Raw genomic sequence first — 26,644 nt, 5'->3', positions numbered from 1 at the left:
TCCGCTTATCCACACCCGTCACGCTGGCGTGACGCTCGAGCGCGGGTGCCACGCTGGCGTGACGCTCGAGCGGGGGCGCCCATCCCGCCACGCTGGCGTGACGCTCGAGCGCGGGTGCCCATCCCGCCACGCTGGCGTGACGCTCGAGCGCGGGTGCCACGCTGGCGTGACGCTCGCGGTGACGCTGGCGTTACGCCCGGCGCAGAGCACCGAACTAGCCGCGGTCCGGCGGGTTCGTCGCGTACACCCAGGACAGGAAGCGGGCGACGGCCTCCGCGGACCGATGCGCCCGCGGGGAGCTGAAGATGTCGAAAGCGTGCTGCGCGCTGGGCAATTCGGCATAGGCGACCGGCGACTTGGACACCGCCCGCAGCTCCTCGATGAACTCCTGGGCCTCGCCGACGGGGATCAGCGAATCGTCGCAGCCGTGCAGGACGAAGAACGGCGGCGCGTCGGCCCGCAGCCGCCGGATCGGCGACGCGTCGACGTACACGTCGCGGTGCGCGTCGTAATCCCGCTTCACCACGAACTTTTCCAGCAGGGAGACGAATTCGGGCCGGCCCTCGCCCTCGGTGGAGAACCAGTCGTAGCGGCCGTAGATCGGGACGGCGGCCGCCACCGACGTGTCGGCGTCTTCGAAGCCCGGCTGGAATTGCGGGTCGTTGGGGGTCAGCGCCGCCAGCGCGCACAGGTGCCCGCCCGCGGAGCCGCCGGTGACCGCGACGAAGTCGGGATCGCCGCCGTAGTCGGCGATGTTCTCCTTGACCCACGCGAGCGCGCGTTTGACGTCGACGATGTGATCGGGCCAGGTGTGCCGGGGGGAGACGCGGTAACCGATCGACACGCACACCCAGCCGCGGGCGGCCAGGTGGCTCATCAGCGGGTAGGCCTGCGGCCGACGCATGCCGATCATCCACGCGCCGCCCGGCACCTGCAGCAGCACCGGCGCCTTGGCGTCGCGCGGGAGGTCGCGGCGGCGCCAGATGTCGGCGAGGTTGGCGCGGCCGTTGGGGCCGTAGGACACCACGTTGGTCTTCTCGACGTAGCGCCGGCGCGCCACCGTGTTGCCCAGCGGCAGGCTGCGCCGGCCGCTGCGCGTGGGCTTGGCGTGGGGCAGCGCGTCGAGCGCCTCCTCGTAGTCGTGTCCGAGCTGCTCGCGCAGCCCCGCCTCCAGCACCGGTCCCGGGGTGGTGACGCCGCGGTAGCGGATCACGCCGAGGATCGCCCAGGAGGCGGCGGTCATGGCCAGCGCCGCCTTGCCGCGCCGCCCCGCGAAGTGGCCGCGCCGCGCGCGCCGCAGCGCGTCCAGCAGCGAGATGGAGAAATAGATGCCCGGCACCTCCGACGTCGGCCAGCCGAACCAGAAGACCAGCACGGTGCTGTAGCCCTTGCGGGCCAGCGGCCGTAATCCGTTGGCGGCGTTGGCCAATTCCAGGGCGGCGCGCGCCAGCGGCCGGGGGCGCCGCAGTTCCGAGAGGCGCCGGCGCATCAGCCGGTGACCCGGGACTGCAGTTCGTTGCGCTGGATCTTGCCGGTGCTGCCGCGGGGGAGTTCGTCGAGCACGGTGATTTCGCGCGGCACCTTGTAGCTGGCCAGGTTCTCGCGCACGTGCTGCTTGAGCGTGTCGACGGTGGCACCCGAGCCCGGGTTCAACACCACGAACGCCGCCAGCCGCTGGCCGTACTGCTCGTCGTCGACGCCGATCACCGCGGCCTCGGCCACGTCGGGGTGTGCCGCCAGCGTCTTCTCCACCTCGATCGGGTAGACGTTCTCGCCGCCGGAGACGATCATCTCGTCGTCGCGGCCGACCACGAACAAGCGGCCCGCCTCGTCCAGGTAGCCGACGTCGCCCGACGACATGAATCCGGCGTGGAAGTCTTTGGTGGTGCCCGACGTGTAGCCCTCGAACTGGGTGTCGTTGCGGACGTAGATGGTGCCCACCTCACCGGTCGGCAGCTCGGTGAAATCGCTGTCCAGGATCCGGATTTCGGTCCCACCCGCCGGCCGGCCCGCGGTGTCGGGCGCCGCGCGCAGGTCTTCCGGGGTGGCGGTGGCGATCATGCCGGCCTCGGTGGCGTTGTAGTTGTTGTAGATCACGTCGCCGAATTCGTCCATGAACGCCGTGACGACGTCGGGGCGCATCCGCGAGCCGGACGCCGCCGCGAATCGTAAAGACTTGCAGCTGTATCGCTTTCGTACTTCCGGGGGCAGTTCCATGATGCGGTCGAACATCACCGGGACCACCGCCAGGCCGGTGGCCCGGTGCCGGTCGATGAGGTCGAGGGTGGCCTCCGGGTCGAATTTGCGGCGGGTGACCACCGTGCACGCCATCGACGCCGCGAAGATCAACTGTGAAAAGCCCCAGGCGTGGAACATCGGCGCCACGACGACGACCGTCTCCTCGGCCCGCCACGGCGTGCGGTCCAAAATGGCCTTGAGCGTGCCGATGCCGGCGTTGCCGCCGGTTTGGTTGGCGCCCTTGGGTGTTCCGGTGGTGCCGGAGGTCAGCAGGATCATCCTGCCCTTGCGGCCGGTGCGCTCGGGCCGTTGTCCGGGGTGATCGGTGATGAGCTTCTCGACCGTCGGCCCGGCCCGCTCGCCGGAATGCCAGGCCACGATGCGGGTGGCGTCCGGCTTGTCGGCCAGCGCCCGATCCACCGTCTCGGTGAACTCTTCGTCGTAGATGACGGCGTCGACGCCTTCGCGGTTGACCACCTCGGCGAGCGCCGGCCCGGCGAACGATGTGTTCAGCAGCACGACGTCGGAGCCGATCCGGTTGGTGGCCACCACCGCCTCGACGAAGCCGCGGTGGTTGCGGCACATGATGCCGACCACCTTCGGCTGTCCCGAGGGCAGGCCCTGCAGCGCCGCCGCGAGGGCGTTGATCCGCTCGTCGAGCTGGCGCCACGTCAGGGTGCCGAGTTCGTCGATCAGGCCCGGCCGGTCCGGGCAGCGCTGGGCCGCGCTGGCGAAGCCCACGGTCATGCCCATGCCCTCCCGGCGCATGGCCGCGGCCATCTTCAGGTAGCGGTCGGGCCGCATCGGCGCGATCATGCCGGCGCGCCGCAGCGTGGTGACGACGCCGAGGGCGTCGTTGACGGGACCAAGGAGAGAAGCCACGGCTCAGCCCAGGATGGGGAAGCGTCGCTTGGCGGCCAGGTCCTTGAGGGCCTGCTGCATCACCGACCGCACGTGCTCGTCGACCTCGTCGACGTCCGGGTCGTCGCCGAATTCGGCGGCGACGTCGATCGGATCCAACACCTGCGTGACGATCTTGGTGGGCAGCGGCAGGTTCGGCGGGATCACCGCACTGAAGCCGAAGGGGAAGCCGAACGACAGCGGCAGGATGGCGCTGCGCAGCAAGCGCTTGACGCCCAGCCGCTCGGCCAGCCAGGTGCCGCGCGACAGGTAGAGCTGCGTCTCCTGCCCGCCGATGGAGACCGCGGGCACGATGGGCACGCCGGATTCGATGGCCGTCCGCACGTATCCCTTGCGCCCGTTGAAGTCGATGACGTTCTCCGAGAGCGTGGGCCGGTAGGCGTCGTAGTCACCGCCGGGGAAAACGATCACGACCCCGCCGGACCGCAGTGCCAGGGCCGCGTTCTCCCGGTTGGCCCGGATGTATCCGGTGCGCCGGAAGAACTCCCCGGTCGGGCCGGTCATGAGGATGTCGTGGCTCAGCGTGTAGACCGGCCGGTCGTAGCCGAACTTCTCGTAGAAGTGAACGCTGAAGATCGGGACGTCCATCGGGAACATGCCGCCGGAGTGGTTGCCGACGACCAGCGCCCCGCCGGGCGGGAAGGAACCCAGGCCGTGCACCTCCGAGCGGAAATATGCCTTGAGGAACGGGCGCATCACGCCCACCATGCGCTGGGTCAATACCGGGTCGAACTTGCCGATGTCGCCGGCATCCGGGTGATCGCTGTCGGTCACGTTCCTCCCTTGACGCTCCCGCCGGGCCGCTTCAGGTTGAGCCGGCCGCGTGAAGTTCCTCGATGGTAGCGACCCCGGCGCGCCGGCGGTCATGGTGTTTATCTCTTTCCGCGTCTGCGGATATGGTGCCGGCCGAGTCCTGGCGCTATTGTTACGACGCCCTTCAGTGAAATCTCGAGAAATGGGAATCCGATGGACGTTGCCGGTTTGTCCCACGAGCGCAGCGCCCGCCCGGCCGCCCCACGCCCCATCAACTCCCGTGACCGGCGCGCCCGCCGCCCCCACGCCAACGTCGTCCGGCCCGAACCTGCCCGTCTCGGCCAGGGGCGCTCCCCGCTGGCGCCGTCCCGCGACGCCGACCCTTCCGCCCCGGACGCGGCGGACCAGAGCCAGGCCGACTACTTCATGCGCTTGCTCTTGCAGAACCGCAGGCTCATCGAGCAGCGCCTCGACGACTATCAGAAGGCGATCATCGCCGCGCAGGCCGGCGGTGACGTCGAGGCCGTCTGCAACCTTCGCCGCATGGCGCGGATCGAGGAGCAGGACCGGGACAGTCTGGACGGCATGCTCGAAAAGTTGCGCCGCCGGTTCGCCCGGCCGCTGGTCCAGCCGACCGGCCTTTCGCCGCGGCCGCGCTCGGCGGTCCGGTAGCTCGGGCCGGGTTGAGTTCGCCTGCGGCGCAGCGGTTTTCACATATCGGGCACCGCTGCCGCGCTGAGCCGCGCGAAATCGGCCCCACCCGCATCGCGGTGCCGATACATTTGACGGGCCAACTGGTTTCTTCCGACACCGAACGAGGCCGCCCATGGGATTCATGACACCGGACCTTCCCGACGTCGATCGCGAGACCTGGCCCACTCTGCCCCGGGCCACCCGGCTGCAGATCGTGACGCGGCACTGGGCGGAACACGGCTTCGGGACACCGTCTGCCGTGTATCTGCTGTACCTGACCAAGATCGCCCTGTACATCGCCGTCCCCGCCGCGATCATCTCGCTGACCCCGGGCCTCGGCGGGCTCGGCCGCATCGCCGACTGGTGGACGCAGCCGATCGTTTACCAGAAGGTCATAGTCTTCACGCTGCTGTTCGAGGTGACGGGCCTGGGTTGTGGGTCCGGCCCGCTGACCGGACGGTTCATGCCGCCCATCGGCGGAATCTTGTACTGGTTGCGGCCCAACACGATTCGGTTGCCGGCATGGCCTGGAAAGGTGCCATTCACCGCCGGTGACAACCGGACCATCGTCGACGTCGCGCTGTACGCAATCGTTTTGGCCGGCGGGCTGTGGGCGCTGCTGTCGCCCGGCCACGGCGGGCCGGCCACCGCGGCCGGTGACGTCGGCCTGATCGACCCCGTCCGCGTCATCCCGACGATCGTCGCGCTGGCGGTGCTGGGCCTGCGCGACAAGACCATTTTCCTGGCCGCGCGCGGCGAGCACTACTGGCTCAAGCTGTTGGTGTTCTTCTTCCCGTTCACCGATCAGATCGCGGCGTACAAGCTCATCATGCTGTTGTTGTGGTGGGGCGCCGCAACATCCAAGCTCAACCACCACTTCCCGTATGTGGTGTCGGTGATGACGAGCAATAACGCGCTGCTGCGGCCCAAACTGTTCAACCCGATCAAGCACATGCTGTACCGCGACCACATCAACGATTTGCGTCCCACCTGGTTGCCGAAGGCGATGGCCCACGTCGGCGGCACCACAGCCGAATTCGTGGTCCCGACGGTGCTGGTCTTCTTCGCCGGCGATCACCCGTGGCGGTGGTTCCTGATCGGATTCATGGTCATCTTCCACCTCAACATCATTTCCAACCTCCCGATGGGAGTTCCGTTGGAGTGGAACGTCTTCTTCATCTTCTCGCTGTTCTACCTGTTCGGGCACTACGCCTCGGTCCAGGCCACCGACCTGCGTTCGCCGCTGCTGTGGGCCCTCGTCGTCGCCGCGCTGGCAGTCGTGATCGCAGGGAACATGTTCCCCAAGAAGATTTCGTTCCTTCCAGCGATGAGGTATTACGCCGGCAACTGGGCCTCCAGCGTGTGGTGCTTCCGCGCCGGCGCCGAGGAAAAGGTCGACGCCGAGGTTGTCAAGAGCTCCGCACTCGTCATCAACCAGCTGGCCCGGCTTTACGACCCCGAGACCGCGGAGATCATGGCGGACAAGACCGCCGCCTTCCGGGCCATGCACGTGCACGGCCGCGCGCTCAACGCCCTGGTACCTCGCGCCATCGACGACGAAGCCAATTACAAGATCCGCGAGGGTGAAATCGTCGCCGGGCCGCTCGTCGGCTGGAACTTCGGCGAGGGCCATCTGCACAACGAGCAGCTGCTCGAAGCCGTGCAGCGCCGTTGCCATTTCGAGGACGGCGACGTGCGGGTGATCGTCCTCGAGGGACAGCCGATCCACATCCAGAAGCAGTGGTACCGCATCTTCGACGCCAAGGCTGGACTGATCGAGGAAGGCTATGTCAACGTCGCGGACATGCTCGCGCGCCAGCCGTGGCCGGAGCCCGGTGACGAGTTGCCCGTGCATGTCATCGATGGCGGCGGCCGCCCGGCTTCGCCCGGCTCGACCGAACGCAACGCCCTATGACCCGGGCGGTGGTGGTCGGCGCCGGCCCCAACGGCCTGGCCGCGGCCATCCACCTGGCCCGCAACGGCGTCGACGTGCAGGTGCTCGAGGCCCGCGACACCGTCGGCGGGGGAGCCCGCTCGGGCGAACTGACCGTGCCCGGGGTCATCCACGACCACTGCTCGGCCTTCCATCCCCTGGGTGTCGGTTCGCCGCTGTGGAGGGAGATCGACCTGCAACGCCATGGGCTGCAGTGGAACTGGCCCGAGGTCGACTGCGCGCACCCCCTCGACGACGGCAGCGCCGGCGTGCTCTACCGGTCGCTCGACGAGACGGTCGCCCGGATGGGGGCCGACGGCACCCGGTGGCGGCGGGCGATCGGGGACCTCGCGGCGGGGTTCGACGAGCTGGCCGAGGATCTGATGGGGCCGGTGCTGGGCATCCCGCGACACCCGGTTCGCCTGGCCTCCTTCGGGCCGCGGGCGCTGCTGCCGGCCACCACCATGGCCCGCTGGTTTCGGACCGAGCAGGCGCGCGCGTTGTTCGGCGGCGCCGCCGCGCACATCTACACCCGGCTGGACCGCCCGCTCACCGCGTCGCTGGGGCTGATGATCCTGGCCAGCGGGCACCGCTACGGCTGGCCCGTCGCGCAAGGGGGATCCGGCTCGATCAGCCGGGCGCTGTCGGCCGCCCTGACCGAGTACGGCGGCACCGTCACCACCGGGGTGCGGGTCGACCGCCGCAAAGACATCCCGGACGCCGACATCGTCATGCTCGACCTCAGCCCGGCCGCGGCGCTGACCCTCTACGGCGATGCCATGCCGGGCCGGATCGTGCGGTCGTATCGCCGCTACCGCGAGGGCTCGTCGGCGTTCAAGGTCGACTTCGCCATCGAGGGCGACATCCCGTGGACGAACCCCGACTGCGCCCGGGCCGGCACCGTGCACCTCGGCGGCACGTTCGCCGAGATGGCGGACACCGAACGCCAACGCGCGCAGGGCAAGGTGGTCGACCGCCCGTTCGTCCTCGTCGGACAGCAGTACCTGGCCGACCCGTCCCGCTCGGCGGGCAACGTCAACCCGATCTGGGCGTACGCGCACGTGCCGTTCGGCTACGACGGGGACGCCACCGCCGCCGTCGTCGCCCAGCTCGAGCGGTTCGCACCGGGCTTCTCCGAGCGCGTCGTCGCGACGGTCAGCAAGGGGACCGCCGAACTGGAGGCCTACAACGCCAACTTCATCGGCGGTGACATCATCGGCGGCGCCAACGACGGGCTGCAGGTCATCTTCCGCCCCCGCATCGCCGTCGATCCCTACGCGATCGGCGTGCCGGGCGTCTACCTGTGTTCGCAGTCCACCCCGCCGGGGGCGGGAATCCACGGCCTGTGCGGTTACCACGCAGCCCAGTCGGCGCTGAGGTGGCTGAAGAAGGGCGGCTGAGCAAGCCGCGTCGCTGACGTCACACCGGTCGCGGGAACCGGGGCGGCAACGGCCCGGGTTGCTGATCTAGGCTGACCACGAGCGCGTAATCAGCAGGCTCAGTAACGACATCGCCAAGACAGGGAGAGATCAAGTGACGGTCCGAGTAGGCATCAACGGCTTCGGTCGAATCGGACGAAACTTCTACCGGGCCCTCCTGGCCCAACGGGAGCAGGGCACCGCCGACATCGAGGTGGTGGCGGTCAACGACATCACCGACAACCACACGCTGGCGCACCTGCTCAAATTCGACTCGATCCTGGGGCGGCTGCCGTTCGACGTCAGCCTGGAGGGCCAGGACACCATCGTGGTCGGCCCGCACAAGATCAAGGCCCTCGAGGTCCGGGAGGGCCCGGCGGCACTGCCATGGGGTGACCTGGGTGTCGACGTCGTCGTCGAGTCCACCGGGCTGTTCACCAACGCGGCCAAGGCCAAGGGCCACCTGGACGCCGGCGCCAAGAAGGTGATCATCTCGGCCCCCGCCACCGACGAGGACATCACCATCGTCCTGGGCGTCAACGACGACAAGTACGACGGCAGCCAGAACATCATCTCCAACGCGTCGTGCACCACCAACTGCCTCGGGCCGCTGGCCAAGGTGCTCAACGACGAGTTCGGCATCGTCAAGGGCCTGATGACCACCGTCCACGCCTACACCCAGGACCAGAACCTGCAGGACGGGCCGCACAAGGACCTGCGCCGGGCGCGCGCCGCGGCGCTGAACATCGTGCCGACCTCGACCGGTGCCGCCAAGGCCATCGGGCTGGTGCTGCCGGAACTGAAGGGCAAGCTGGACGGGTACGCGTTGCGGGTGCCGATCCCCACCGGCTCGGTGACCGACCTCACCGCGGAGCTGTCCAAGTCCGCCAGCGCCGACGAGATCAACGCGGCCTTCAAGGCCGCCGCCGACGGCAAGCTGAAGGGCATCCTGAAGTACTACGACGCCCCGATCGTCTCCAGCGACATCGTCACCGATCCGCACAGCTCGATCTTCGACTCCGGCCTGACCAAGGTGATCGACAACCAGGCCAAGGTGGTGTCCTGGTACGACAACGAGTGGGGGTACTCCAACCGCCTCGTCGACCTCGTCGCGCTGGTCGGCAAGTCGCTCTAAGTCCAAGGCAGTCGTGACAGTTCAAACTCTGAAAGACCTGCTGGCCGAAGGGGTTTCGGGCCGGAGCGTGCTGGTGCGCTCCGACCTGAACGTCCCGCTCGACGAGGAAGGCGTCATCACCGACCCGGGGCGGATCACCGCGTCGGTGCCGACGTTGCAGGCGCTCGTCGACGCCGGCGCCAGGGTGGTGGTCACCGCGCATCTCGGCCGGCCGAAGAACGGGCCCGACCCGAAGCTGTCGCTCGCGCCGGTCGCCGCCGCGCTCGGTGAGCAGCTGGGCCGGCACGTGCAGCTCGCCGGTGATGTCGTCGGCGGCGACGCGCTGGCCCGCGCCGAGGGCCTCACCGACGGCGACGTCCTGCTGCTGGAGAACATCCGGTTCGATCCCCGGGAGACCAGCAAGGACGACGGCGAGCGGCTCGCGCTCGCCCGAGAACTCGCCGAATTGGTCTCGCCCGGAGGGGCTTTCGTCTCCGACGGGTTCGGGGTGGTGCACCGCAAGCAGGCCTCGGTGTACGACGTGGCCACGCTGCTGCCGCACTACGCCGGCACGCTGGTGGCCGACGAGATCCGGGTGCTGGAGCAGCTGACCAGCTCGACCACCCGCCCCTACGCGGTGGTGCTCGGCGGGTCGAAGGTGTCCGACAAGCTCGGCGTCATCGAATCGCTGGCCACCAAGGCCGACAGCATTGTGATCGGCGGCGGGATGTGCTTCACCTTCCTTGCCGCGCAAGGGTTTTCGGTGGGCAAATCGCTGCTCGAAGAGGAGATGGTCGATACCTGCCGCCGGCTGCTGGACACCTACGTCGACGTGCTGCGGCTGCCGAAGGACGTCGTGGTGGCCGAGCGGTTCGCCGCCGACGCGCCGCCGCGGACGGTGGCCGCCGACGCCATCGGCGACGACATGATCGGCCTGGACATCGGTCCGGAGTCGGTCAAGCGCTTCGGCGCGCTGTTGTCCAACGCCAAGACGGTGTTCTGGAACGGCCCGATGGGCGTGTTCGAGTTCCCGGCGTTCGCCGCGGGCACCCGCGGTGTGGCCGAGGCCATCGCCTCGGCGACCGGCAAGGGCGCGTTCAGCGTGGTGGGCGGCGGTGACTCCGCGGCCGCGGTCCGCGCGCTGGGCATCCCGGAGGGCGACTTCTCGCACATCTCCACCGGCGGCGGTGCGTCGCTGGAGTACCTCGAAGGCAAGACGCTGCCGGGCATCGAGGTGCTCGGGGAGCCGCAACCAGGTGGAGGAGACGCGTGAGCCGCAAGCCGCTGATCGCCGGCAACTGGAAGATGAACCTCAACCACTTCGAGGCGATCGCGCTGGTGCAGAAGATCGCGTTCGCGCTGCCGGACAAGTACTACGACAAGGTCGACGTCACGGTGCTGCCGCCGTTCACCGACCTGCGCAGCGTGCAAACCCTGGTCGACGGCGACAAGCTGCGCCTGACCTACGGCGGCCAGGACCTGTCCCAGCACGACTCGGGCGCCTACACCGGTGACGTCAGCGGCGCGTTCCTGGCGAAGCTGGGCTGCAGCTTCGTCGTCGTGGGCCACTCCGAGCGGCGCACCTATCACAACGAGGACGACGCGCTGGTGGCCGCCAAGACCGCGGCGGCCCTCAAGCACGAGCTGACCCCGATCGTGTGCATCGGCGAGCACCTGGACGTCCGGGAGGCCGGCGGGCACGTCGGCCACTGCGAGGAGCAACTCCGCGGCTCGCTGGCCGGGCTGTCCGCCGAGCAGATCGGCAAGGTGGTCGTCGCCTACGAGCCGGTGTGGGCGATCGGCACCGGGCGGGTGGCGAGCGCCGCCGACGCCCAGGAGGTGTGCGCGGCGATCCGCGAAACGCTGGCGTCCCTCGCCTCGTCGCAGGTCGCCGACACCGTGCGGGTGCTCTACGGCGGCTCGGTGAACGCCAAGAACATCGGCGACATCATCGCCCGCGACGACATCGACGGGGCGCTGGTCGGCGGGGCGTCCCTGGACGGTGAGCAGTTCGCGACGCTGGCGGCGATCGCCGCCGGCGGGCCCCTTCCGTAGGCCGTCAGCGGCGGCGCGAGTCGATCCGCAGATGGGCCGTCAGTACGATGTCGTCGTACGCGGATCGAAGCGGGTGGACGTCCCGGCGTGACAGCGCCAGGAACTCCCTGACGATTTGGCGTGCGAGTGGTCGCAGCTTGACGTTGTTCTCCTGGGACCGCCATTTCAGGAGGACGAACGCCGTCGATTCGTCGATTCCGTAGATCACCATCAACATGCCCTTGGCCTGTTCGATGACGGCTCGGTTTTTGCTGAACTTCTCCACCTCGGCGTTCAGCGCCTGCTGCTGCTCGTCGTCCAACGGCGTCACGTCGACGTAAAAACCCTCGGTGCCAACGACTTCGCCCGACGCATCGAGCAGCTGATTGGCGACCACGACCACCTGGTGGATGTTGCCCTGGACGTCGACGATGCGATGCCGGGTGCTGAATGCCCCGTGGTTGCGCCGGATGTCATTGAGGGACGCGGCGATCTGGTTGCGGTCGTCGGGATGTTTGTGCGCGAGCACCAATTCGGTCGTCGGGGTCACAGTGCCCGGTTCGTAGCCATGCAACCGCGCCACCTGGTCGCACCACTCCCAGCGTTCGTCCTCGAAGTGGAACCGGAATGTCCCCATGCGCTGCGGTGCGCCACCCACCAACGCCTGCGCGACCGGGTCTTCGCCGTTCAGACCTTCAAAATCAGTCACAATCGCCACGTCTTCGTGTTGGGCACGTAGCAACTGTGCGAAATCAAATAGCGACTGTAGCGAGGAATCGCTCGATGCCAGGCGCTTCACGGCTCGGCCGAGCATCTCGCTTTGAGCCTAACACGAGGCCCTGGGACTGAGGGATGGCACCGCAGCGCGCTGATCGGACCCGGTATGCTGCCGGGCATGGAGTTGGCCCTGCAGATCACCCTGGTGGTCACCAGCGTGCTGGTGGTGTTGCTGGTGCTGCTGCACCGCGCCAAGGGTGGCGGCCTGTCGACGCTGTTCGGCGGCGGTGTGCAGTCCAGCCTTTCCGGCTCGACGGTGGTGGAGAAGAACCTGGACCGGTTGACGCTGTTCATCACCGGCATCTGGCTGGTCTCCATCATCGGAGTGGCCCTGCTGATCAAGTACCGGTGACCCGCCGGCGGGCGGACCGCGTGATCCGCACCGATACTGGGACGCATGGTTGACGTTTCCGACATCGCGCTGGAACCGATCGGCGCCGTGCAACGGACGCTGGTCGGTCGCGAGGCCACAGAGCCGATGCGCGCCGACATCAGGCTGCTGGGCGCCATTCTGGGCGACACCGTGCGCGAGCAGAACGGGGACGAGGTCTTCGATCTCGTCGAGCGCGCCCGGGTGGAGTCGTTCCGGGTGCGCCGCTCCGAGATCGACCGGGCCGAGCTGGCGCGGATGTTCTCGGGCATCGACATCCACCGCGCGATCCCGGTCATCCGGGCGTTCAGCCACTTCGCGTTGCTGGCCAACGTGGCCGAGGACATCCACCGCGAGCGCCGCCGCGCGATCCACGTCGCCGCGGGCGAGCCGCCGCAGGACAGCAGCCTGGCCGCGACCTACGCGAAACTCGATGGCGCCGAACTAGATTCGGCCACTGTGGCCGATGCGCTGCGCGGTGCCCTGATCTCCCCGGTGATCACCGCCCACCCCACCGAAACCCGCCGACGCACCGTCTTCGTCACCCAGCACCGGATCACCCAGCTGATGCGGCTGCACGCGGAGGGGCACACCGAGACCGACGACGGCCGCGACATCGAACGTGAATTGCGACGCCAGGTCCTCACCCTGTGGCAGACGGCGCTGATCCGGCTGTCCAGGCTGCAGATCACCGACGAGATCGAGGTGGGGCTGCGCTACTACGCCGCCGCGTTCTTCCAGGTCATCCCGCAGGTCAACGCCGAGGTCCGCGACGCGTTGCGGGCGCGCTGGCCCGGCGCCGACCTGCTCGCCGCGCCGATCCTGCGGCCCGGTTCCTGGATCGGCGGCGACCGCGACGGCAACCCCAACGTGACCGGCGACGTGGTGCGCCAGGCCACCGGCAGCGCCGCGTTCACCGCGCTGTCGCATTACCTGGCCGAGCTCACCGCGCTCGAGCAGGACCTGTCGATGTCGGCGCGGCTGGTCGCCGTCACGCCCGCGCTGGCGGAGCTGGCCGAGGGCTGCGGGGAGAAGGCCCGCGCCGACGAGCCGTACCGGCGGGCGGTGCGGGTGATCCGCGCCCGGCTCACCGCGACGGGCGCCGAGATCCTGGACCGCCGCCCGCAGCACGAGCTGGACCTCGGCCTGACGCCGTATTGCGCCCCGGCCGAACTGCAGGCGGATCTGGACACGATCGACGAGTCGCTGCGCGCCCACGGCAGCGGGCTGCTGGCCGACGACCGCCTGGCGCTGCTGCGAGAAGGCGTGAGCGTCTTCGGGTTTCACCTGTGCGGCCTGGACATGCGGCAGAACTCCGACGTGCACGAAGAGGTGGTGGCCGAGCTGCTGGCGTGGGCCGGGGTGCACCCGGACTACGCCTCGCTGCCCGAGGACGAGCGCGCCGCGCTGCTGGCGAGCGAGCTGGCCACCCGCCGCCCCCTGGTCGGTGATCGCGCCCAACTGACCGACCTGGCCCGCAAGGAGCTCGAGGTCGTCGGCGCCGCGGCGGATGCCGTCGGGCGCTACGGCCCGGCCGCCGTCCCGCACTACGTCATCTCGATGTGCCGCTCGGTGTCCGACGTCCTGGAGGTGGCGATCCTGCTCAAAGAGGGCGGGCTGCTGGATGCCTCGGGGCCGCAACCGTATTGCCCGGTGGCCATCTCGCCGCTGTTCGAGACGATCGACGATCTACACAACGGCGCGGCCATCCTGGAGGCGATGCTGGCGCTGCCGTTGTACCGGGCGGTCGTCGACGCGCAGGGCGGCCGGCAGGAGGTGATGCTCGGCTACTCCGACTCGAACAAGGACGGCGGTTACCTGGCCTCCAGCTGGGCGGTCTACCGCGCGGAGCTCGCGCTGGTCGAGGTGGCCCGCAAGACCGGAATCCGGTTGCGGCTCTTCCACGGTCGCGGCGGCACCGTCGGCCGCGGGGGTGGGCCGAGCTATCAGGCCATCCTGGCGCAACCGCCGGGCGCGGTGAACGGCTCGCTGCGGCTCACCGAGCAGGGCGAGGTGATCGCCGCCAAGTACGCCGAGCCACAGGCGGCCCGGCGCAACCTGGAAAGCCTGGTGGCGGCCACGCTGGAGTCGACGCTGCTCGACGTCGAGGGCCTGGGCGACGCCGCCGAGCCGGCCTACGCCGTGCTCGACGAGGTGGCCACCCTGGCGCAGCGCGCGTATGCCGAATTGGTGCACGACACACCGGGTTTCGTCGAATACTTCATGGCCTCCACGCCGGTCAGCGAAATCGGTTCGCTGAACATCGGCAGCCGCCCGACGTCGCGCAAACCCACCTCGTCGATCTCGGACCTGCGGGCCATCCCCTGGGTGCTGGCCTGGAGCCAATCCCGCGTCATGCTGCCCGGCTGGTACGGCACCGGGACGGCGTTCGAGCAGTGGATCGCCGCCGGACCCCAGAGCGAGGACGAGCGGGTGGAAACCCTGCACGAGCTGTACGAGCGGTGGCCCTTCTTCCGCAGCGTGCTGTCCAACATGGCGCAGGTGCTGGCCAAGAGCGACCTCGGCCTGGCGGCCCGGTACGCGGAACTGGTGGAGGACCAGGAACTGCGGGAGCGGGTGTTCGACAAGATCGTCGACGAGCACCGGCGGACCATCGCGATGCACAAGGTCATCACCGGTCAGGACGATCTGCTCGCCGACAACCCCGCGTTGGCGCGGTCGGTGTTCAACCGCTTCCCCTACCTGGAGCCGCTGAACCACCTGCAGGTGGAGTTGCTGCGCCGTTACCGGTCCGGCGACGACGACGAGCTGGTGCAGCGCGGCATCCTGCTGACGATGAACGGTTTGGCCAGCGCGTTACGGAACAGTGGGTGATGGGCATCCCTAGGCCATGTCGGACATCGTGTCGCCGGGCGCCGCGGCTGAATTGGCCCAGAACGGCGTCTTCGAACGGCTGGCCCGCGTCGGGTACGTCGTCAACGGGGTATTGCACCTGATCGTCGGCTACCTGGCCATCCGCGTCGCCTGCGGCGACGGCGGCACGGCCGACCAAACCGGTGCCCTGGCGACGTTGGCGGCCAAACCGGGCGGCCCGCTCGCGCTGTGGATCGCCGCGGCCGCCCTGTTCGCGATGGGCCTGTGGCGCCTCGTCGAGACGGCCCTCGGCCGGTCATGCGACCGCGACTCGACGGGCTCGTCGTCGGACGCGTCGTCGCGGGCGAAGGCCCTGGGACTGGCGGGGGTCTACCTGGTGTTCGCGTACTCCGCATTCGGGTTCGCCCGGGGTGCGGGAAGGCCGGCCGACCAACAGAATTCGAGCATCAGCGCGCGCCTGATGGCGACGACCGGGGGCACCGTCGCGCTCATCGCCGCCGGCGGGGTCATCGTCGCGGTCGGTGGCTACCACGTCTACAAGGGCGCCAGCCGCAACTTCGTCGACGACCTCAAGGGCGAATCGGGCGACCTGGTGCGGCGGGTCGGCGTGGCCGGATACATCGGGAAGGGGGTCGTGATCGCCCTGACGGGCGCCCTGGTGATCGTCGCGGCCTGCCGCTCGGAACCGAAGAAGGCCACCGGGCTCGACGGGGCGCTCAAGACGCTCGGGGCCCAGCCCTACGGCGCGGCGCTGCTGATCGCCGCCGCCGTCGGGATCATCACCTACGGCCTGTACAGCTTCGTGATGGCCCGCTCCACCAAGATGTAGGGCGGTGACGGCTCAGCGGTTGCGCAGCCGATCCAGCGCACCGCGCACCGCGTGCTCGGTCATCGCGAGCGGCGTCATCATCGTCTCGCCCACCTTCACCATCTCGTCGATCCGGCTGACGATCGCCTCTACCGGCTCGACCAGGACGATCAGCCGGCGCGCCAGATCGTCCAGCCGCGACAGGGTGCCGTCCAGGTGGTCCAGTCCGCTCTCCATGCGTTCGACCGTGGCGTTCAGCCGCGAAAGGGAGGCGTTCAGGTCCTTCATGGTCGTGCTGAGGCCGTCGAGGACGTCTTCGACCTGCTCCACCGTCTTGTCGGCGTTCAACGCAGCCTGGGTGAGGGTTTTGATCCGGCTCCGCTCTTGGCCGCCGCGCACGGTTCTGTCTGCCATGACCGTCATTATGACCCGGACGCGACCGGGCGGGGGCTAGCCGGGGCGGGACGGCAGCTTGGCCGCGGCCTCCTCGTCGAGCAGCCAGAGCGTGGTTTCCCGGCCGATCGCCCCGGCGGCGGGCACCGAGACGGGCGCGGCGCCGCCGACGGCCGCGGCCACCGCGTCGGCCTTCGCGGACCCGGACACCATCAGCCAGACTTCGCGGGAACGCTGAACCGCGGGCAGCGTCAGCGTGATTCGTTGTGGCGGCGGCTTGGGGGAGTCCTCGACGGGGACCACCATGCGGCTGGTCTCCAGCACGGCCGGGGTGTCGGGGAACAGGGAGTTGACGTGGCCCTCCGGGCCCATGCCCAACAGGTGCACGTCGAAATTCGGCACCGGTTGGCCGGCCGCGGCGTTGGCCGCCAGGAGCTGCTCGTAGGCCAGCGCCGCGGCGGCGAGGTCGGTGCCGAACTCGCCGTCGCTGGCGGGCATCGTGTGCACATGGCTGGACGGGATGTCGATGCGGTCCAGCAATGCCTCCCGCGCCTGCTTGTCGTTGCGTTCGTCGTCGTTCTCGGGGACGTAGCGTTCGTCGCCCCAGAACAAATGCACCTTGGGCCAGGCGATGTCGTGCCCGGCCAGGGACTTGAGCAACCCGATGCCGTTGCTGCCGCCGGTCAGCACGACCAGCGCCCGGTCCCGGGCCGCCACGGCGGTGCGGATGCTGTCGGCCAGTCGGCTCGCGGCCGCGTCGACCAGGGCCTGAGCCTCCGGGAAAACCTCGATGATGGTGCTCACACGTACTGCACTTTCTCAATGCCTTCCAACGCTGTCTGGTAAATCTCGTCGGGGTCCAGCCGTCGCAGGTCTTCGGCGAGGCACTCGCCGGTTTCCCTGCGTGCCAAGGGAAGCAGCGCGTCCGGCTTGGCGGTGCGACTCAGTGTCGCCGTCCTGCCCTCTTGGGGCCGGCTCAAGACGATGGTCTCGCTCTTGCGCACGAGTTCCACCTTCAGCTCGCCGACCGCCCGGCGCACCGGGCCCTCGATCCGGCTGGCCAGCCAGCCCGCGAGGATGTCGAGCGCCGGTTCGGTTTTCAGACCCGACACCAGGGCCGACTCGATCGGTTCGTGGGGCGGCAGGTCGACCGCGGACGTCAGCAGCGCCCGCCAGTAGGTGATGCGGGCCCAGGCCAGATCGGTGTCGCCGGCGGTGTACCCGGGCAGCCGGCCCTTGATCGCCGACAACGGATCGGTTCCCTTGGTGGCGTCGGTGATGCGCCGGATCGCCAACCTGCCCAACGGGTCCTGGGCCGGAACGGCCGGAGCGATGTCGGGCCACCACGCCACCACCGGAATGTCGGGCAGCAGGAAGGGGGTGACCACGCTGGCGGCGTGCCCGGCCAGCGCCCCGGACAGGTTGAGGATCACCACCTCGGTGGCGCCGGTGTCTCCGCCCGCGCGCAGTTGCGCGTCCAGGCGGGGCTCGTCGGCGTACGGGTCGCCCCGCATCGTGACGATGATCCGGCTGGGATGTTCGTGGCTGGCGTTGTTGGCCGCCTCGAGGGACTCCTCGAGGATGGCGTCGCTGTCCGGCGCGATGATCAGCGTCAGCACCCGGCCCATGGTCACGGCGCCGACCTTCTCCCGCAGTTCGTCGAGCTTCTTGTTGACTGCGGTGGTGGTCGTGTCCGGCATGTCGATGATCACGGCCGCCGCCATTCGCGTCCGGCCCGGCGCAGCATCTCGAACGCGGACTCCGGGCCCCAGGTGCCCGCCTCGTAGGGCTCCGGTTTGCCGTCGGCCGCCCAGTTGTCCAGCACGGGATCCAAGATCTGCCAGGCCAATTCGACCTCCGCGTTGACCGGGAACAGGGACGGCTCGCCCAGCAGCACGTCGAGGATCAGCTGTTCGTAGGCCTCCGGTGACTCCTCGGCGAACGCCGAACCGTAGGAGAAGTCCATGTTGACGTCGCGGACCTCCATCGCGGTTCCCGGCACCTTGGAGCCGAACCGCAGCGTGATGCCCTCGTCGGGCTGCACCCGGATCACCATCGCGTTGGTGCCCAGCTCGTCGGTCATGGTGGCGTCGAACGGCAGGTGGGGGGCGCGTTTGAAGACCAGCGCGATCTCGGTCACCCTGCGGCCCAGGCGTTTTCCGGTCCGCAGATAGAACGGCACGCCGGCCCACCGGCGCGTGTCGACCTCGAGCGTGATCGCGGCGAACGTCTCGGTGGTGGAGTCCTTGGCGAACCCCTCCTCGTCGAGCAGCCCGACCACCTTCTCGCCGCCCTGCCAGCCGCCGGTGTACTGGCCGCGGCTGGTGGTCTCGTCGAGCGGCTGGGCCAGCTGGGTCGCCGAGAGCACCTTGATCTTCTCGGTCTGCAGCGCCGCCGGGTTGAAGCTGACCGGCTCCTCCATCGCAGTCAGCGCCAGCAGCTGCATCAGGTGGTTCTGGATGACGTCGCGGGCGGCGCCGATGCCGTCGTAATAGCCGGCGCGCCCGCCCAGCCCGATGTCCTCGGCCATGGTGATCTGGACGTGGTCGACGTAGTGCGAGTTCCAGATCGGGTCGAAGAGCTGATTGGCGAACCGCAACGCCAAGATGTTGCGCACCGTCTCCTTGCCCAGATAGTGGTCGATGCGGAACACCGCTTCCTCGGGGAAGACCGCGTTGACCGCATGGTTGAGGGCCTGCGCGCTCTCCAGGTCGTGCCCGAACGGCTTCTCGATGACCACCCGGCTCCACCGGTCGCCCTGCGGGCGGGCCAGCCCGGACCGGTGCAACTGGTCGCATACCACCGGAAAGGACTTCGGCGGGATGGCCAGGTAGAAGGCGTGGTTGCCGCCGGTGCCACGCTCGGCGTCAAGCTTGTCCAGGGTCTCGGCCAGCCGGCCGAATGACTCGTCGTCGTCGAAAGACCCTGGGACGAAACGGAATCCCTCGGCGAGGCGCTCCCAGTTCTCCTCCCGGAACGGCGTCCGGCAGTGATCCTTCACGGCCTGGTAGACCACCTTGCGGAAATCCTGCGTTTCCCAGTCCCGGCGGGCGAAGCCCACCAGCGAGAAACTCGGCGGCAGCAGCCCGCGGTTCGCCAGGTCGTAGATGGCCGGCATCACCTTCTTGCGGGCCAGGTCGCCGGTGACCCCGAAGATCACCATGCCGCAGGGGCCGGCGATCCTCGGCAGCCGCTTGTCGAGCTTGTCCCGTAGCGGGTTATGCCATTGTGCTGCGGTACGAGCCGGACTCATTTCGAGGCGGAACCCAGCTGCTTCTGTGTCTCCTCCAGCAGCTCGGTCCACGACTCCACGAACTTCTCCACGCCCTCTTTCTCGAGCACCACGAACACGTCGGTCAGGTCGATGCCGACGCCGGCCAGCTTGTCGAACACCTCTTGCGCGGCCGACGCGGTGCCGGTGACGGTGTCACCCTTGATCTCGCCGTGGTCGGCGACGGCGTCGATCGTCTTCTCCGGCATGGTGTTCACCGTGTTCGGCGCCACCAGCTCGGTGACGTAGAGGGTGTCGGAGTAGTCGGGGTTCTTGACCCCGGTGGACGCCCACAGCGGGCGCTGGACGCGGGCCCCGTCGCCCTTGAGTGATTCGTAGCGATCGCCGCCTTCGAACACCTCCTGGTAGGCCGCGTAGGCCAGCCGCGCGTTGGCCACCCCGGCCTGGCCGCGCAGCGCCTGCGCCTCCTCGGAGCCGACCTTCTCCAACCGCTTGTCCACCTCGGTGTCCACCCGGGACACGAAAAACGATGCCACCGAATGGATCTTGGACAGGTCGTGCCCCGCCTCGCGGGCCTTTTCCAGGCCGGCCAGGTAGGCGTCCATCACCTGACGGTGCCGCTCGACCGAGAAGATCAGCGTGACGTTGACCGAAATCCCTTCCGCCAGAACGGCCGTGATGGCGGGGATGCCCGCCTTGGTGGCCGGGATCTTGATGAACAGGTTCGGCCGGTCGACGATCTTCCACAGCTCGACGGCCTGCGCGACGGTCTTGTCGGTCTCGGCGGCCAGCCGCGGGTCCACCTCGATGGACACCCGGCCGTCGACGCCGTCGGAGGCTTCCCATTCCCGGCGCAGCACGTCGCACGCGTTGCGGACGTCGTCGGTGGTGACCGTGCGGATGGTGGCGTCGACGTCGGCGCCGCGCTCGGCCAGCTCGGCGATCTGATCGTTGTAGGTGTCGCTGTCGGCCAGCGCCTTCTGGAAGATCGACGGGTTGGTGGTCACTCCCACAACGCTTTTGGTGTCGATCAGCTCCTGCAAGTTGCCCGACTGCAGGCGCTGGCGCGACAAGTCGTCCAGCCAAACGGAAACTCCCGCGGCGCTGAGCGCGGCGAGGTTAGGGTTCTGAGTCATGTGAATCACCCTTTCTCAGTTGTCCACTACCTGTTCCGCGGCGGCCGCGACGGCTTCTGCGGTGAAACCGAATTCACGGAACAACGTCTTGTAGTCGGCGGATTCGCCGTAATGCTCGATGGACACGATCCTGCCGGTGTCGCCGACCAGCTTGTGCCACGGCTGCGCGACACCCGCCTCGACGGCCACCCGGGCCGACACCGAGGGCGGCAGCACACTGTCGCGGTAGTCCTCGGGCTGCGACTCGAACCATTCCACGCACGGCATGGACACCACCCGCGCGACGATGTCCTTGTCCGCCAACAGCTCCTGCGCCTCGACCGCGAGCTGAACCTCCGAGCCGGTGGCGATCAGCACGACGTCGGGGTCCTCGGTGCCCTCGTCACCCAGGATGTAGCCGCCCCGGGTCACGCCCTCGTAGTCGGTGCCTTCGAGGATCGGCACGCCCTGACGCGTCAGGATCAACCCGACCGGGCCGCTGCCGTTGCCGCGGGCCAGGATGGTGCGCCAGGCGTAGGCGGTCTCGTTGGCGTCGGCCGGCCGCACCACCGAGAGCTTGGGGATGGCGCGCAGCGCCGCGAGGTGCTCGATCGGCTGGTGGGTCGGCCCGTCCTCGCCGAGCCCGATCGAGTCGTGCGTCCACACGTAGATGGTGTCGATGTCCATCAGCGCGGCCAGCCGCACCGCCGGGCGCATGTAGTCGGAGAACTGCAGGAACGTGCCGCCGTAGGCCCGGGTGGGGCCGTGCAGCACGATGCCGGACAGGATCGCGCCCATCGCGTGCTCGCGCACACCGAAATGCAGCGTCCGCCCGTACCAGTCCGCCGTGTAGTCCTTGGTCGAAATCGACGGCGGGCCAAAGGATTTCACATTGTCCATGGTGGTGTTGTTGCTGCCGGCCAGGTCGGCCGAGCCGCCCCACAACTCGGGGAGTTTGGGACCCACCGCGTTGAGCACCTTGCCGGACGCCGCGCGGGTGGCCAGCGCCTTGTCGCCCGGTTCCCAGCGCGGGACGTCGGCGTCCCAGCCGTCGGGCAACTTCTCGGCGGTCAGCCGGTCCAGCAGCGCCTTGCGGTCCGGCTCGCGCTGCGCCCACGCGTCGAAGTCCGCCTGCCACTTCTCGTGCGCTTCCTTGCCGCGGTCCACCAGCTTGCGGGTGTGCGCGATGACCTCGTCGCGCACCTCGAACTTCTTCTCGGGATCGAAGCCCAGGATCTCCTTGACGGCCGCCACTTCCTCGTCGCCCAGCGCGGCGCCGTGCGCCTTGCCGGTGTTCATCAGCTTGGGCGCCGGGTAGCCGATGATGGTGCGCAGCGCGATGAACGACGGCCGGTCGGTGACGGCCTTGGCGTTGGCGATGGCCTCCTCGATGCCGACCACGTTCTCGCCGCCCTCGACCCGCTGCACGTGCCAGCCGTAGGCCTCGTAGCGCGCGGCGGTGTCCTCGCACAGCGCGATGTCGGTGTCGTCCTCGATCGAGATCTGGTTGTGGTCGTAGAAGACGATGAGGTTGCCCAGCTGCTGCACGCCCGCCAGCGACGACGCCTCCGAGGTGACGCCCTCTTCGATGTCGCCGTCGGAGGCGATCACGTAGATGAAGTGATCGAAGGGGCTGGTGCCCGGGGCGGCGTCGGGGTCGAACAACCCGCGCTCGTAGCGCGACGCCATCGCCATGCCCACCGCCGACGCCAGGCCCTGCCCGAGCGGACCGGTGGTGATCTCAACGCCCTTGGTGTGGCGGAACTCCGGATGCCCGGGCGTCTTGGACCCCCAGGTGCGCAGCGACTCGATGTCGGACAGCTCCAGGCCGAAGCCGCCCAGGTAGAGCTGGATGTAGAGCGTCAGGCTGCTGTGCCCGCACGACAACACGAACCGGTCGCGGCCCAGCCAGTAGGTGTCGCTGGGGTCGTGTCGCATCGTTCGCTGGAACAGGGTGTAAGCCAGCGGAGCCAGGCTCATCGCCGTTCCGGGATGCCCGTTTCCGACCTTTTGGACCGCGTCGGCGGCCAGCACCCGAATGGTGTCGACGGCGGCCGAGTCGATCTCGGACCAGTCGTCGGGGAGGTGCGGTTGGGTCAGCGTCGAGATCTCTTCGAGTGTGGTCACAGACTCAGTCCTTGTGGGTCATCAAGCTGATCAATCCCACCCTAGTGCGGGAGGGCCGGCTCTTGCAGTGCAGGATTTCGGGTACCCGCCGCCGGCTGGTGTGAAAATTACGCGGTGGCCGTCGGCCCCTGACATTCAGTTCGGATATCTGGGAGAAATCTGGGTGAATGGACCCTGCGGGCGGGCCATCACCGGCCCGCGGTCTACCATCGTGTGTAGTAGATGCTGCGCGCTGCTGCGACCCCAAGGAGTTATTGCGTGAGCGTTCGCGGGCGCGTCGCCCCGACCCAAGTACCGAGCCGAGTGCACGGCACGGTATTGGCGTATCTGGCGCTCACCAAGCCACGGGTCATCGAGCTGCTGCTCGTCACCACCATCCCGGCCATGCTGCTCGCCCACCGCGGCACCGTAGACCCGCTGCTGATCCTCAACACGTTGATCGGTGGGATGCTGGCCGCCGGGGGAGCCAACACCCTCAACTGCGTAGCGGACGCCGACATCGACAAGGTGATGAAGCGCACGGCGCGCCGGCCGCTGGCCAGGGCCGCGGTCCCGCGCAGCCACGCGCTGGTGTTCGGGTTGGCGCTGTCGGTGGCGTCGTTCTTCTGGCTCTGGTGGACGACGAACATGCTGTCGGCACACCTGGCCGGCGCCACCATCGCCTTCTACGTGTTCGTCTACACGCTGCTGCTCAAGCGCCGCACGTCGCAGAACGTCGTGTGGGGCGGCGCGGCCGGCTGCATGCCGGTGATGATCGGCTGGTCGGCGGTCACCGGCACCATCGCCTGGCCGGCGCTGGTGATGTTCGCGATCATCTTCTTCTGGACGCCGCCGCACACCTGGGCGCTGGCGATGCGTTACAAGGACGACTACAAAGCGGCCGGCGTCCCGATGCTGCCCGCCATCGCGACCGAGCGTCAGGTCACCAAGCAGATCCTGATCTACACCTGGCTGACGGTGGCGGCGACGCTGGCGCTGGCGCTGGCCACCGGCTGGCTGTACGCGGCCGTCGCCCTGGTCGCCGGGGTCTGGTTCCTGGCGATGGCCCACCAGCTGTACGCCGGGGTGCGTGCCGGCGAGCCGGTCAAGCCGCTGCGGTTGTTCCTGCAGTCGAACAACTACCTCGCGGTGGTTTTCTGCGCGCTGGCGGTCGACTCGGTGATCGCGCTGCCGCACCTGTTCTGACGCCTACGCCTCACACTCGGCGCCAGCGAGTTCATTCAGGGCAGCAGCACGATCGAGCCGGCGGTCTTGCGGCCCTGCAGGTCCTGGTGGGCGCGCGCGGCTTCGGCGAGGGGATAGCGCCCGCCCACCTCGATGTTGATGGCGCCGCCGGCGATCGCGTCGAACAATTCCTCTGCGCGCCAGCTGAATTCCTGGCCCGTGCGGATGAAGTGGGCCAGCGAGGGCCGGGTCAGGAACACCGAGCCGGCGGCGTTGAGGCGCTGCGGATCGAACGGCGGGACGGGTCCGCTGGCCGCGCCGAACAACGCCAGCGTGCCCCGCACGGCCAGGCTGGCCAGGCTGGCGTCGAAGGTGCTGGCGCCGACGCCGTCGTACACGGCCTCGACGCCCGCTCCGTCGGTGAGTTCACGAATCCGCCGGCCGAATTCGTCCGCGTCGTCGGGATAGGACAGCACCTCGTCGGCGCCGGCCGCCCGGGACATCCGCGCCTTCTCCGGCGTCGAGACCGTGGTGATGACCCGCGCGCCGAGCAGATGCGCCCACTGCGTCAGGATCAGTCCCACCCCGCCCGCACCGGCGTGCACCAGCACCGTGTCGCCCGCCTGCACCGGATACACCGACTTCAACAGGTAGTGCGCGGTCAGGCCCTTCAGCAGCACCGACGCCGCCACGTCGGAACTCACCCCGTCCGGCACGTGGGCCGTCAAAAACGCTGGGGCAGAGGCGAACTCGGCGTAGCCGCCGGACGCCGACGCGCTGACCACGCGGTCGCCGACGCGGAAGCCGTCGGCGCCGTCAGCGATCTCGGCGACGGTGCCGCACAGCTCGGAACCGAGGATGAACGGCAGTTCGCGCGGGTACTGGCCCGAACGGAAGTAGGTGTCGATGTAGTTGACACCGATCGCCTCGGCCTTGATCAGCACCTCGCCGGCCCGTGGCGCGGGTTGGGGCGCGTCGACGTAGCGCAACACCTCGGGGCCGCCGGTTTCGCTGACTTCGATTGCGTGCATGTGCTTATCATGCCCGGGCATGAAACTCGCCCGTCCGGACGTCTTCCATCCCCGCATCGTGCTGGCGGGGACGGGCGACGACGCCGGGCTGGTGCCCGCGCTGCGCGCGCGTGGACTGCACGCCCGCTGGTTGGCCTGGGACGATCCGGAAACCCTGGACGCCGACCTGGTGATCCTGCGCGGCGTCGGGAACGCGACGGACCGGCGCGCCGAGTTCGTGGCCTGGACCCGGCGCGTGCGTCACCTGCTCAACCCGCCCGGCGCCGTCGCGTGGAACCTCGGCGCGCGGTATCTGCGTGACCTCGAGCACGACGGGGTGCCGACCGTGTTTGACGGGCCGTCCGGCCGGCCCGTGGCGCAGGCGGCGTTGGTCTTCCTGGGCGGCGAGCAGTCGCACGCCTGGCCGGTCGAGCCGGAGTTCGAGGCGTGGGACCTCGGCCGCGCCGCGCTCGCGGCGGCCGCCGGCCGCGCCGGCATCACCGCGCGGGAACTGCTGTACGCGCGCGCCGACGTGGCAGGGGACCGGCTGGTGGCGCTCGACCTGGTCGCGCCGTCGCTGGGCTGGTCACACCTCGACGCCGCCACCCGCGAGCGCGTAGAGCGGGAGTTCGCGCTGGCCGTGGAGTCAGCCTGCGAGCGGCTCGGGCTGGGCCCGCTCTCGCATCGAGGCCCATAGCGCGGCGGTCGCCGCGGTGCACGCCGCGGCGCCGGCCACGTGCAACGCGACCAGCGCGGCGGGCACGCCGGTGAAGTACTGGGCGGTGCCGACGGCGGCCTGCGCGCACACGAGGGCGAGCAGCACGATCAGCCGCCGCAGGATGCGCCGCGCGGCGCGCACCGCCAGCAGCCCGAAGCCCAGCCCGACCACCAGCGCGAGGTAGGCGATCAGCAGCGACGAATGCGCGTGCACCAGGGTCTCGACGGCCACCTCGAGCCGCGGCACCGTCCGCGTCGGGCTGCGGTCGCCCGCGTGCGGGCCGGCGGCCGTCACCAGCGTGCCAGTGACCAGCACCGCGGCCAGGTCCAGCCCGATCAGGGCCGTCAGGGCGCGCAGCGGCCGGGCGACGCGCCGGTGCACCACCCCGTCGTCGGGCTCGCCGACCTTGACGTAGAGCAACACCGACAGCCACACCATCGTCATCGAGGTGAGCAGGTGGATCGCCACCGTCCACCACAGCAGCCCGGTGCGCACGGTGATACCGCCGATGACGGCCTGCACCACGGTCGAGACGGGCATCAGCCACGCGTACACCAGGATTTCCCTGCGGCGCCGGGCCCGGGTCACCGCCAGCACGGCCAGCGCCGCGGCGATGACCACCGCGAAGGTGATCATGCGGTTGCCGAACTCGACCGCCTGGTGGATGCGCGGCACCTCGGCGTGCGCGACCGGGACGAAGCTGCCGGGGAAGCACTGCGGCCAGGTCGGACAGCCCAGCCCGGACGCGGTGACGCGGACGATCGCCCCGGTGACGGCGATGCCGCCCTGGGTGAGGATGACGGCCGCGGCGATGACGCGCTGGACACGCACGCTCGGGTCGGGGAGTAGGTCCACCAACCGCATCAGCGTTCGTCCGAGCATGGCCCGATGGTAGGCCAACGAAAACTACGTCCCGTAGTAAGGCCTGGGCGTCGCCGAGATTGCCGTGATGGCTGTGCCGGCGGCGTCAATCACGACCATGGCGGCAATC

Annotated in this window: 23 protein-coding genes; 11 read left to right on the top strand and 12 right to left on the bottom strand. The window is 69.2% G+C overall.

The genetic code is table 11. The features are described 5' to 3' along the window. Positions 1 to 214 precede the first annotated feature (214 nt). Genes HMPREF0591_RS26705 through HMPREF0591_RS26695 form a run of 3 tightly spaced genes read right to left on the bottom strand, consistent with a single transcriptional unit; the run spans position 215 to position 3,933 of the window. Entirely contained in the window at positions 215 to 1,489 is a 1,275-nt protein-coding gene (locus HMPREF0591_RS26705) for an alpha/beta hydrolase (RefSeq protein WP_007171890.1), read from the bottom strand. Next, entirely contained in the window at positions 1,489 to 3,120 is a 1,632-nt protein-coding gene (gene fadD12 / locus HMPREF0591_RS26700) for an acyl-CoA ligase FadD12 (RefSeq protein ID WP_007171889.1), read from the bottom strand. Before fadD12 ends, HMPREF0591_RS26705 begins: the two co-directional genes overlap by 1 nt. A gap of 3 nt (positions 3,121 to 3,123) precedes the next feature. Beyond that, positions 3,124 to 3,933, bottom strand: coding sequence for a lysophospholipid acyltransferase family protein (locus HMPREF0591_RS26695; RefSeq protein WP_007171888.1), 810 nt, complete (start codon positions 3,931 to 3,933; stop codon positions 3,124 to 3,126). Positions 3,934 to 4,125: 192 nt separating this feature from the next. Here HMPREF0591_RS26695 and HMPREF0591_RS26690 point away from each other — a divergent pair, with 192 nt between their 5' ends. The 6 genes from HMPREF0591_RS26690 to tpiA all read left to right on the top strand — a co-directional run bounded on the left by HMPREF0591_RS26690 (position 4,126) and on the right by tpiA (position 11,125). After that, a complete protein-coding gene (locus HMPREF0591_RS26690; RefSeq protein ID WP_007171887.1) occupies positions 4,126 to 4,584 on the top strand; it encodes a hypothetical protein in 459 nt (152 codons plus the stop codon). Positions 4,585 to 4,738: 154 nt separating this feature from the next. Beyond that, positions 4,739 to 6,520: a DUF3556 domain-containing protein gene (locus HMPREF0591_RS26685; protein ID WP_007171886.1), complete on the top strand. Its 1,782-nt coding sequence runs from the start codon at positions 4,739 to 4,741 to the stop codon at positions 6,518 to 6,520. Further along, a complete protein-coding gene (locus tag HMPREF0591_RS26680; RefSeq protein WP_007171885.1) occupies positions 6,517 to 7,938 on the top strand; it encodes a phytoene desaturase family protein in 1,422 nt (473 codons plus the stop codon). The genes HMPREF0591_RS26685 and HMPREF0591_RS26680 overlap by 4 nt, the downstream gene beginning before the upstream one ends. Before the next feature lie 133 nt (positions 7,939 to 8,071). Next, on the top strand, positions 8,072 to 9,091 hold the full coding sequence (gene gap / locus HMPREF0591_RS26675) for a type I glyceraldehyde-3-phosphate dehydrogenase (RefSeq protein WP_007171884.1): 1,020 nt from the start codon (positions 8,072 to 8,074) through the stop codon (positions 9,089 to 9,091). A gap of 13 nt (positions 9,092 to 9,104) precedes the next feature. Then, positions 9,105 to 10,343 carry a phosphoglycerate kinase gene (locus tag HMPREF0591_RS26670; RefSeq protein ID WP_007171883.1) on the top strand — a complete coding sequence of 413 codons (1,239 nt, stop codon included), beginning with the start codon at positions 9,105 to 9,107 and terminating at the stop codon, positions 10,341 to 10,343. Beyond that, positions 10,340 to 11,125: a triose-phosphate isomerase gene (tpiA, locus tag HMPREF0591_RS26665; protein ID WP_007171882.1), complete on the top strand. Its 786-nt coding sequence runs from the start codon at positions 10,340 to 10,342 to the stop codon at positions 11,123 to 11,125. The genes HMPREF0591_RS26670 and tpiA overlap by 4 nt, the downstream gene beginning before the upstream one ends. 4 nt (positions 11,126 to 11,129) lie before the next feature. Here the strand turns inward: tpiA and HMPREF0591_RS26660 are convergent, their stop codons facing one another. Further along, a complete protein-coding gene (locus HMPREF0591_RS26660) occupies positions 11,130 to 11,741 on the bottom strand; it encodes a PAS and ANTAR domain-containing protein (protein WP_244269126.1) in 612 nt (203 codons plus the stop codon). A 258-nt stretch (positions 11,742 to 11,999) separates the two neighbouring features. Between HMPREF0591_RS26660 and secG the strand changes: the two genes are divergently transcribed. Genes secG through HMPREF0591_RS26645 form a run of 3 tightly spaced genes read left to right on the top strand, consistent with a single transcriptional unit; the run spans position 12,000 to position 15,915 of the window. Beyond that, the gene (gene secG, locus HMPREF0591_RS26655) at positions 12,000 to 12,233 is read left to right on the top strand and encodes a preprotein translocase subunit SecG (protein ID WP_040624202.1); all 234 of its coding nucleotides are present in this window, start codon (positions 12,000 to 12,002) and stop codon (positions 12,231 to 12,233) included. 45 nt (positions 12,234 to 12,278) lie between these two features. Beyond that, the gene (gene ppc, locus HMPREF0591_RS26650; RefSeq protein WP_007171879.1) at positions 12,279 to 15,086 is read left to right on the top strand and encodes a phosphoenolpyruvate carboxylase; all 2,808 of its coding nucleotides are present in this window, start codon (positions 12,279 to 12,281) and stop codon (positions 15,084 to 15,086) included. A gap of 16 nt (positions 15,087 to 15,102) precedes the next feature. Further along, positions 15,103 to 15,915: a DUF1206 domain-containing protein gene (locus HMPREF0591_RS26645; RefSeq protein WP_007171878.1), complete on the top strand. Its 813-nt coding sequence runs from the start codon at positions 15,103 to 15,105 to the stop codon at positions 15,913 to 15,915. 12 nt (positions 15,916 to 15,927) lie between these two features. Here HMPREF0591_RS26645 and HMPREF0591_RS26640 read toward each other — a convergent pair whose 3' ends face one another. From HMPREF0591_RS26640 to tkt, 6 genes are read right to left on the bottom strand one after another with little or no spacing between them, the layout of a single operon-like run. After that, a complete protein-coding gene (locus tag HMPREF0591_RS26640; protein ID WP_007171877.1) occupies positions 15,928 to 16,317 on the bottom strand; it encodes a hypothetical protein in 390 nt (129 codons plus the stop codon). Positions 16,318 to 16,344: 27 nt separating this feature from the next. Further along, positions 16,345 to 17,091: a 6-phosphogluconolactonase gene (pgl, locus tag HMPREF0591_RS26635; RefSeq protein ID WP_007171876.1), complete on the bottom strand. Its 747-nt coding sequence runs from the start codon at positions 17,089 to 17,091 to the stop codon at positions 16,345 to 16,347. Continuing rightward, entirely contained in the window at positions 17,088 to 17,999 is a 912-nt protein-coding gene (gene opcA / locus HMPREF0591_RS26630) for a glucose-6-phosphate dehydrogenase assembly protein OpcA (protein WP_040624200.1), read from the bottom strand. Before opcA ends, pgl begins: the two co-directional genes overlap by 4 nt. Next, complete coding sequence (gene zwf / locus HMPREF0591_RS26625; RefSeq protein WP_007171874.1) at positions 17,996 to 19,540, bottom strand: glucose-6-phosphate dehydrogenase; 1,545 nt, start codon at positions 19,538 to 19,540, stop codon at positions 17,996 to 17,998. The genes opcA and zwf overlap by 4 nt, the downstream gene beginning before the upstream one ends. Then, a complete protein-coding gene (gene tal, locus HMPREF0591_RS26620) occupies positions 19,537 to 20,655 on the bottom strand; it encodes a transaldolase (protein ID WP_007171873.1) in 1,119 nt (372 codons plus the stop codon). The genes zwf and tal overlap by 4 nt, the downstream gene beginning before the upstream one ends. 15 nt (positions 20,656 to 20,670) lie before the next feature. Beyond that, positions 20,671 to 22,761 (bottom strand): transketolase, encoded by a 2,091-nt coding sequence (gene tkt, locus HMPREF0591_RS26615; protein WP_007171872.1) that lies wholly within the window; start codon positions 22,759 to 22,761, stop codon positions 20,671 to 20,673. 258 nt (positions 22,762 to 23,019) lie between these two features. Between tkt and HMPREF0591_RS26610 the strand changes: the two genes are divergently transcribed. Beyond that, positions 23,020 to 23,946 carry a heme o synthase gene (locus tag HMPREF0591_RS26610; protein WP_040624139.1) on the top strand — a complete coding sequence of 309 codons (927 nt, stop codon included), beginning with the start codon at positions 23,020 to 23,022 and terminating at the stop codon, positions 23,944 to 23,946. A gap of 35 nt (positions 23,947 to 23,981) precedes the next feature. Here HMPREF0591_RS26610 and HMPREF0591_RS26605 read toward each other — a convergent pair whose 3' ends face one another. After that, complete coding sequence (locus HMPREF0591_RS26605; protein WP_040624138.1) at positions 23,982 to 24,956, bottom strand: quinone oxidoreductase family protein; 975 nt, start codon at positions 24,954 to 24,956, stop codon at positions 23,982 to 23,984. A 19-nt stretch (positions 24,957 to 24,975) separates the two neighbouring features. Between HMPREF0591_RS26605 and HMPREF0591_RS26600 the strand changes: the two genes are divergently transcribed. After that, the gene (locus HMPREF0591_RS26600; RefSeq protein WP_007171869.1) at positions 24,976 to 25,632 is read left to right on the top strand and encodes a hypothetical protein; all 657 of its coding nucleotides are present in this window, start codon (positions 24,976 to 24,978) and stop codon (positions 25,630 to 25,632) included. On the opposite strand, the gene HMPREF0591_RS26595 is transcribed toward HMPREF0591_RS26600, so the two are convergent. After that, entirely contained in the window at positions 25,582 to 26,535 is a 954-nt protein-coding gene (locus HMPREF0591_RS26595) for a COX15/CtaA family protein (RefSeq protein ID WP_007171868.1), read from the bottom strand. The two genes, HMPREF0591_RS26600 and HMPREF0591_RS26595, sit on opposite strands and share 51 nt — an antisense overlap. Between the last annotated feature and the right edge of the window lie 109 nt (positions 26,536 to 26,644).

Source organism: Mycobacterium parascrofulaceum ATCC BAA-614, assembly GCF_000164135.1.
Classification (GTDB): Bacteria; Actinomycetota; Actinomycetes; order Mycobacteriales; family Mycobacteriaceae; genus Mycobacterium; species Mycobacterium parascrofulaceum.
Note: the sequence above shows the minus strand (reverse complement) of the source record. Positions and strands in the feature narration are given on the sequence as shown.

Bases quoted from the DNA above. Each gene is read 5' to 3' on its own strand.
- HMPREF0591_RS26680 (WP_007171885.1), top strand. From the start codon at position 6,517: ATGACCCGGGCGGTGGTGGTCGGCGCCGGCCCCAACGGCCTGGCCGCG.
- zwf (WP_007171874.1), bottom strand. From the start codon at position 19,540: ATGAGTCCGGCTCGTACCGCAGCACAATGGCATAACCCGCTACGGGAC.
- HMPREF0591_RS26705 (WP_007171890.1), bottom strand. From the start codon at position 1,489: ATGCGCCGGCGCCTCTCGGAACTGCGGCGCCCCCGGCCGCTGGCGCGC.
- HMPREF0591_RS26690 (WP_007171887.1), top strand. From the start codon at position 4,126: ATGGACGTTGCCGGTTTGTCCCACGAGCGCAGCGCCCGCCCGGCCGCC.
- ppc (WP_007171879.1), top strand. From the start codon at position 12,279: ATGGTTGACGTTTCCGACATCGCGCTGGAACCGATCGGCGCCGTGCAA.
- HMPREF0591_RS26605 (WP_040624138.1), bottom strand. From the start codon at position 24,956: ATGCACGCAATCGAAGTCAGCGAAACCGGCGGCCCCGAGGTGTTGCGC.
- HMPREF0591_RS26660 (WP_244269126.1), bottom strand. From the start codon at position 11,741: ATGGGGACATTCCGGTTCCACTTCGAGGACGAACGCTGGGAGTGGTGC.
- HMPREF0591_RS26640 (WP_007171877.1), bottom strand. From the start codon at position 16,317: ATGACGGTCATGGCAGACAGAACCGTGCGCGGCGGCCAAGAGCGGAGC.
- HMPREF0591_RS26600 (WP_007171869.1), top strand. From the start codon at position 24,976: ATGAAACTCGCCCGTCCGGACGTCTTCCATCCCCGCATCGTGCTGGCG.
- secG (WP_040624202.1), top strand. From the start codon at position 12,000: ATGGAGTTGGCCCTGCAGATCACCCTGGTGGTCACCAGCGTGCTGGTG.
- HMPREF0591_RS26595 (WP_007171868.1), bottom strand. From the start codon at position 26,535: ATGCTCGGACGAACGCTGATGCGGTTGGTGGACCTACTCCCCGACCCG.
- HMPREF0591_RS26685 (WP_007171886.1), top strand. From the start codon at position 4,739: ATGGGATTCATGACACCGGACCTTCCCGACGTCGATCGCGAGACCTGG.
- HMPREF0591_RS26645 (WP_007171878.1), top strand. From the start codon at position 15,103: ATGTCGGACATCGTGTCGCCGGGCGCCGCGGCTGAATTGGCCCAGAAC.
- tal (WP_007171873.1), bottom strand. From the start codon at position 20,655: ATGACTCAGAACCCTAACCTCGCCGCGCTCAGCGCCGCGGGAGTTTCC.